General features: G+C 64.7%; 5 protein-coding genes and 1 tRNA gene. 4 read left to right on the plus strand and 2 right to left on the minus strand.

From position 1 onward, the window contains the following. Nucleotides 1–178: 178 nt before the first annotated feature. Nucleotides 179–733 carry a hypothetical protein gene (locus HPC46_RS33360; RefSeq protein WP_179476287.1) on the plus strand — a complete coding sequence of 185 codons (555 nt, stop codon included), beginning with the start codon at nt 179–181 and terminating at the stop codon, nt 731–733. Nucleotides 734–792: 59 nt separating this feature from the next. Here HPC46_RS33360 and HPC46_RS33365 read toward each other — a convergent pair whose 3' ends face one another. Next, nucleotides 793–1,881 carry a hypothetical protein gene (locus HPC46_RS33365; RefSeq protein WP_179476288.1) on the minus strand — a complete coding sequence of 363 codons (1,089 nt, stop codon included), beginning with the start codon at nt 1,879–1,881 and terminating at the stop codon, nt 793–795. A gap of 108 nt (nt 1,882–1,989) precedes the next feature. After that, nucleotides 1,990–2,063: transfer RNA gene (locus HPC46_RS33370), tRNA-Gly, on the minus strand. 174 nt (nt 2,064–2,237) lie between these two features. On the opposite strand from HPC46_RS33370, the gene HPC46_RS33375 reads away from it, so the two are divergent. From HPC46_RS33375 to HPC46_RS33385, 3 genes are all read left to right on the plus strand, one after another. Continuing rightward, nucleotides 2,238–4,019, plus strand: a complete 1,782-nt coding sequence (locus HPC46_RS33375) for a glycoside hydrolase family 64 protein (RefSeq protein ID WP_179476289.1) — start codon at nt 2,238–2,240, stop codon at nt 4,017–4,019. Nucleotides 4,020–4,039: 20 nt separating this feature from the next. Beyond that, nucleotides 4,040–4,621, plus strand: coding sequence for a dCTP deaminase (gene dcd, locus HPC46_RS33380; protein WP_179476290.1), 582 nt, complete (start codon nt 4,040–4,042; stop codon nt 4,619–4,621). A 155-nt stretch (nt 4,622–4,776) separates the two neighbouring features. After that, on the plus strand, nt 4,777–6,054 hold the full coding sequence (locus HPC46_RS33385) for a DUF7159 family protein (protein WP_179476291.1): 1,278 nt from the start codon (nt 4,777–4,779) through the stop codon (nt 6,052–6,054). Nucleotides 6,055–6,193: the final 139 nt, after the last annotated feature.

Genomic DNA, 6,193 nt, shown 5'->3' on the forward strand with positions numbered 1-6,193 from the left:
ACCACCAAGCAGCCGCCGAAACCCTGCGCCGAACCACCACCGGCAACCGCCAACAACTACACTGACCGCTGCTCACAGGTGAGGAATTTCGGCGAGCACACCTGAGGACTTTCGACGAGCGCGATCAGCCAGGCTTCGTCCCTTCACAATCGGCAAAGAGTCGGTGTATTGGGCGGCGGTGTTGGACGCACTCGAAAAGCTATTGAGCAAGGAGACTTTGGCCGAGGTCGCTGACATTGACGGCCTTCGCGAGCATTGGAAGCGTGTTGTAGAGGGGGCGAACGTCGCCCAGGCCTACCTCGTGGTGACGGATAAGGGTCAGCTGACCGACGCGCAGTTGGCGGATCTCTGGTTGAACTCCGACGCGCTGCACACGCAGCCCATCAAGTCAGATGTCGGCAACGATCTAAGCCTCAACCAGCGTTACCAAGCTGCCGTCGGCGTCTTCGCCCGTATCGGCGCGGCGGCGAACCACACTTACTTCCTGATCAACCATTTGTACAGGGAAGGGCTGCTGGAGCTGGATGAGTCGGCCTTCACTGCCCCGGTGCTGGCTGATACGACCATTTCGATGCCGATGCAGATGTACAGCGCGGCAGTTGGTGCGCCACTTCCGACCGATCTGTCGGACCTTGATCCTGAAGTCTGGAAGCCCATCCAGGACGACGTGGAACTTCTGAGTGGTGAATCCGACGCCGCAGGCACGGAGGCGGCCGACGGCGGTACTCAATAGCTGTTGGGGCCCTCTGGCGTTGTCCCCGGCCACCGCCAGAGTTGTTATGCAGCTGCGGCCTAGGCGTCTGGTGGCGGGTTCACGTGGTAGTGAAAAATAACGCCGTCGTCCCATTCACCTTCGCGGTGGTAACGCCCGGTGCTGGCGAGCGCAACAACGATCTGCCGATACTCGCCCACGTCGTCTTCGTCGACGGTCCAACTGGCGGTGACCCTGTTGCCCACTGTCTCAATCAGAGGCGGATACCTCTTGAATAGGCTGGGAGGCTCCCCGTTCGGCATGGATGTCATTCGCCACCAAAGGTCTCGATTTCGCGGATCCGTCGCTTCGAGTTCAAAGATTATGGTGTCACCAACATTCAGCCGGGGTAGGTCCGCCAACGACGCTGACGACACTGACACAAGCCTCGGGCTCTTGTGGCCCTCGCGGCCGCCACTGTCGCGGGCAGAATCAATCGACGGGTAATGGGCTTCAGGCCCCGACGACTTTGACCTGTATGCGGCGAGTTGATTGCGAATTTGACCCGCTGCCCCCGCCAAAAGGAGTCTCTCGGATGCGTATACGGGCCGAGGGTGACCGACTGCGTTCCGGACATCCAGGATGATGTCGAGGTAAACGTCCGTCCGCTTCTTGTCATCGAGAATCGACTTCACCGCCGGATCCCAGTTGCGGCTGATCAGCTCCTTGAGCTGATAGATCTCGGTGTAGTCGAGGAGGTCCTTGCTCACAGCGATCCCGTCTCGCCGCTTATCCTCCTCGGTCCGCTTCGCCTCTAGCTTGGCCACAGCCTCGGGATCCAGCTGTTCGATCCAGTCGGGGACTACGGCTCGAATGACGTCCCGTAGTGCAGTCTCTGCTGAGACGAGTTCTGCGTATGCGTCGATGTCTGCGGCGCTTGGATCGATCTCCCCTTGCGCCTCGGCCTCCGGCGGTTCGGGCGGTTCCAGACCAAAGTGCTTTGCAACCTCGGCGAGCTTGTCATCGCCCGCTTCGATAAGGCATTCGGTCCAAGAGTCCCCCGGCTCGGGATCGACATCGAACTGTCGAAGCAAGATGCTTGCGTCGGTGCCGATCGACGGCGAGTTCAGCTTCGATTGGACGGCACGCGCAAGGTTGAACCGGGTTCCCGGTTGCATCCACTTAGACACGACGCTCATTTTGACATCGACGCCAACGATCGCCGTAATCCGGGGTCGCGGCGGGGTCGGAACCTGCGCGCCAGTCCGGTGCTCGGGACAGTATGCCGCTGCTCGTCGTGGAGCCGATGACGGGAATCGAACCCGCGTATTCAGCTTGGGAAGCTGATGTTCTGCCATTGAACTACATCGGCGATGGACACAGAGGTTAGCACTGCGCGCGACTGCGGTGTGACAACAGTCGGCGCCGCCCCAACAGCAAAGTACCGAGCGCCGGATGAGAATCCGCAGAATGGGCATCATTCGGCTGCGATACGGCTAGGCGCGGACATAGGCTGGCTAAGCCAGCTACGTCGAACGGAACCCAAATGAAATACGCCGCGCAGGTCGGTTGGGTCGGAGCATCCGCGGTGGCCGCCGGGATCGGCGTCGCGCTGCTGGCCAATCCCGCGACCGGCCATGCCGAAACCTCGACCTCCGATACGGCGAGCAGTTCACGACCCTCTCCGGCAAAAGCAACGGCGTCCAGTGCCCGAACCGTCGGGCGCCCCACCTCGGCCACACTGAAAGCGCGTGCCGTCCCCGCTCGCGTCAAACCGGTATCCACCGTCGACCTGCGCCGTTTTGTCCAAGCGGCGCAACGTAGTTGGTACCAACGCACATTCGAAGCCGTCACTCCGACGTTCCCGCCGCAGACCAGATCGGAAGCCCTCGATCCCGGCGAGACCAGTGACCCGTTCCCGCTGGGCGGCGTCGACACCGACGGGCGCCGGCTGACCTATGCCGTCCATGGCGCGGGCACAGGCGGCGGCACCCTGAAGATCTCCGGCTCCCAGGCGACCTACACCGCCCCCACCGGCTGGAACGGCACCGATCCATACACCGACACCTTCCAAGTCACCACGTCGGACTTCTGGAGCGGCCCACACATTCACGGCCTTTCCGGCCTGATCAACCTCCTGACATTCGGCCTGGTCGGGTCCAGTGGCCACACCGCACACGGCACGCTCACCGTCTCCGTCGCGCCGTACAGCGCAGGGACGTACCCGGTCGACTTCGTCAACAATTCGGCCTACGACAGTGGCCAGATCTACGTCACCGTCCTCGGGCAGATCTCGAAGGACCACTGGGCCTGGGTGGACCAGAACGGAACGCCGCACGCGATCAACCACGACGACGCCAACGCGCCCGGCCACCTGGTCAAGGACGGGGTGAACTACGCGAACATGTCGTACACCCTCGGCCAGGCCGCGAACTTGCGAATGCCGCCGGACCTGCAGGGTGCCAGGATCTACGTGTCGGTCGCCCAACCGCTGTATATCGCTATCAGCCAAGACAATTCCGGTTGGACCGTGCCCGACCCCGTCGGCGTCACCAACCCCAACTACAGCACCGTCTACGACTGGTTCGAGTTCACCTTCCAGTACGGCGGCGTGCCCTTCGGCGGTAACACCACACAGGTGGACCAGTTCGGGCTTCCGCTGAGCTTCACCCTCGACCAGGGCTCCTTCTCCGACACCCGCGGCACTACCGCCACGCGGAACCAGGTGTTCACCACCTACCAGAACTCGGTACCAACGGAATTCCAGCAGCTCGTCATCACCGACAGCCAAGGCAATCCGCTGCGCATCGCGTCGCCTCGGTCCGTGCAGCCCGGAGCGCTGGCCCACTACCTCGACGAACCGGTCGACCACTTCTGGACCAAGTACACGACGGAGACGTTCACATTCACCTCGCCAGGCAGCTACACCGTGACCGGCCAGGTCAACGCCGACAACCAGTTCGCCTACACCGTGACCGCCCTCAACCCTGCCGGAGTGTCGGGAAACTACCTGATGGACAAACCGACGACAGCGCAGGTCTTCGCCGGTGACGGACCCTTCGTCGGCACCCACGAGCAGGGCGCCTTCCTCGCTCAACTCGACGCCGCCTTCAACCGCGGCGTCGCCGCCTCGCCGGACCAGTGGGGCACCGTTGCGGCGTACTACCCCGCCGGCACGAAATACAACTCCTATGCGAAGGTCTTCCACCAGCTCGGCCTGGACGGGAAGAACTACGGCTTCCCCTACGACGACGTGAACGGCCAGAGTTCGGTCCTGATTCTCGACAATTCACTGCCACCGCACGTGGTCACCATCACGATCAACTGATCCGCCGCTACGCTCGTCGCGTGCTGCTCTCCGATCGTGATATCCGCGCCGCCATCGCCGACGGACGACTGGGCATCGACCCGTTCGACGACGCCCTGGTGCAACCGTCGAGCGTGGACGTCCGGCTGGACAGCCTGTTCCGGGTCTTCAACAACACCCGCTACACCCACATCGACCCCGCCAAGCAGCAGGACGAGCTGACCAGCCTGGTCGAGCCCGCCAAAGGTGAGCCGTTCGTGCTGCATCCCGGCGAGTTCGTCCTCGGCTCCACGCTGGAATGCTGCACCCTGCCCGACGACCTCGCCGGCCGGCTGGAAGGCAAGTCGTCGCTGGGCCGGCTGGGCTTGCTCACCCACTCCACCGCCGGCTTCATCGACCCCGGCTTCTCCGGGCACATCACCCTGGAACTGTCCAACGTCGCCAACCTGCCGATCACGCTGTGGCCGGGCATGAAGATCGGCCAGCTGTGCCTGCTGCGGCTGACCAGCCCTGCCGAAAACCCCTACGGCAGCGCCAGCGTCGGCTCGAAATACCAGGGCCAACGCGGGCCGACGCCGTCGCGTTCGTATCAGAACTTCATCCAGTCCGAGCCGGGCGAGTAGCCTCGGAACTCCAGGGTCAGCTTTCGGACACCAGCTAACCCGTTCGGCTGTAACGGAGCCGCTACCTGCGGCGATGAACTTTCTAGTCGAACGTCTCTAGCAGGGTGGAGCGCAGCAGCGGGTCGGGGGACCCAGCAAACAACCTTGGAGGGGTAGTGGACATCGCACTCGGTGTGTCCATGACGCCGACGACGGTGCGTATGGTGCTGGTCGAAGGCGAGAAAGCAGACGGCGTGACCGTCGACAACGACACCTTCGACATCACGACCGGCGAAGGTACGGCAACCGCGGCGGAGCAAGTGGTCGCCGCGATCCTCGGAACCCGCGAGAGTGCCACCGAAGGTGGGCACCGCCTGGTTTCGACCGGCGTCACGTGGACCGACCATGCCACGGCGGCCGGGCTGCGCGACGCGCTCAAGGCCCGCAACATCGACGACGTCCTCCTGGTGTCCGAACTTCACGCCGCGGGCGCGCTGGCCCAAGCCGTCGGGCAGACCGTCGGCTACGACCGCACGGCGCTGATGCTTCTCGATCGCGACACCGCGACCGTGGCTGTCGTCGAGACCGCCGGCGGGGCGATCGTCAAGGTGCAGACCGAAAGCCTGCACGCCCAGGACGCGGTGGCGGAACTGCAGCGCATGATCGCCGACCTTGAAGGCATCGACGCACCGCCGCAGGGTCTGTTCGTCCTGGGCGCGGGTGTCGACGTGGCCGCGGTGAGGTCCCAGCTGTCGCTGGGCACCACGCTGCCCGTACACGCCCCCGAGGAAGCCGAACTGGCCCTGGCCCGCGGCGCCGCGCTGGCCTCGGCCGCCGCACCTCGCTATGAAGCCTCGACCGTCGGCCTGGGCTACGCCCGCGATCCCGACGGCACCACCGCCGGCAAGGTATACCCCGCCGGCGAAGACACCGAGATGGCCGAAGCCGGAACCCAGATGGCCGCAGCCGGCTATATGGCCCCGCTCGGCTACACCGAAGTCCCCGACGATCCCGACGGCGACTTCGGCTACGACTCCATGCCGGCCGACCCCGATTTCACCGTCGACGAGCCGGAGCGCAAGCCGTTTCTGCTGGTCGGTAGTGCGCTGACGTCGATCTTCGTGATCGGCGTTGTGGCACTGGTGATCTCGCTGGCGGTCAGTATCCGGCCGACCGTCGATCAGCGGCCGAGCCCGGCCGAGAGTGTGATCGTGCCCAGCAGCCAGACGCCCGCGGCCGTCGCTCCCGAGGCGGCCCAGCCACCGCCGTCGGCACCGTCGGTGCCCGACACCATCCAGGAGCCGGTGCCCGTCGTGCAGCAGGCGCCGCGGACCGTCTTCGTGACGCCCGCCCCGCAGGCTCCCGCGCCCGCCGCGCCCGCGCCTGCCGCCCCCGCGCCCGCCCCGGAGGCTCCGCCACCCCTGTCTCCTATACACAACTCCCCGCCCACATGACAACAGGCAAACCCGTATGCCGGCTTCTGCTTGGAAAAAAAAAAGCTGCGCCCACCAGGCCCCGCACTCCTACTCGCTCCGCCCTTCCCCTTATATCCCCCACCCAGCCCCCTCGCCACTACCCTACACCCACCACCCT

This window comes from Mycolicibacterium vinylchloridicum (assembly GCF_013404075.1).
In the GTDB taxonomy this organism is placed as follows: Bacteria; Actinomycetota; Actinomycetes; order Mycobacteriales; family Mycobacteriaceae; genus Mycobacterium; species Mycobacterium vinylchloridicum.

Bases quoted from the DNA above. Each gene is read 5' to 3' on its own strand.
- HPC46_RS33375 (WP_179476289.1), top strand. From the start codon at position 2,238: ATGAAATACGCCGCGCAGGTCGGTTGGGTCGGAGCATCCGCGGTGGCC.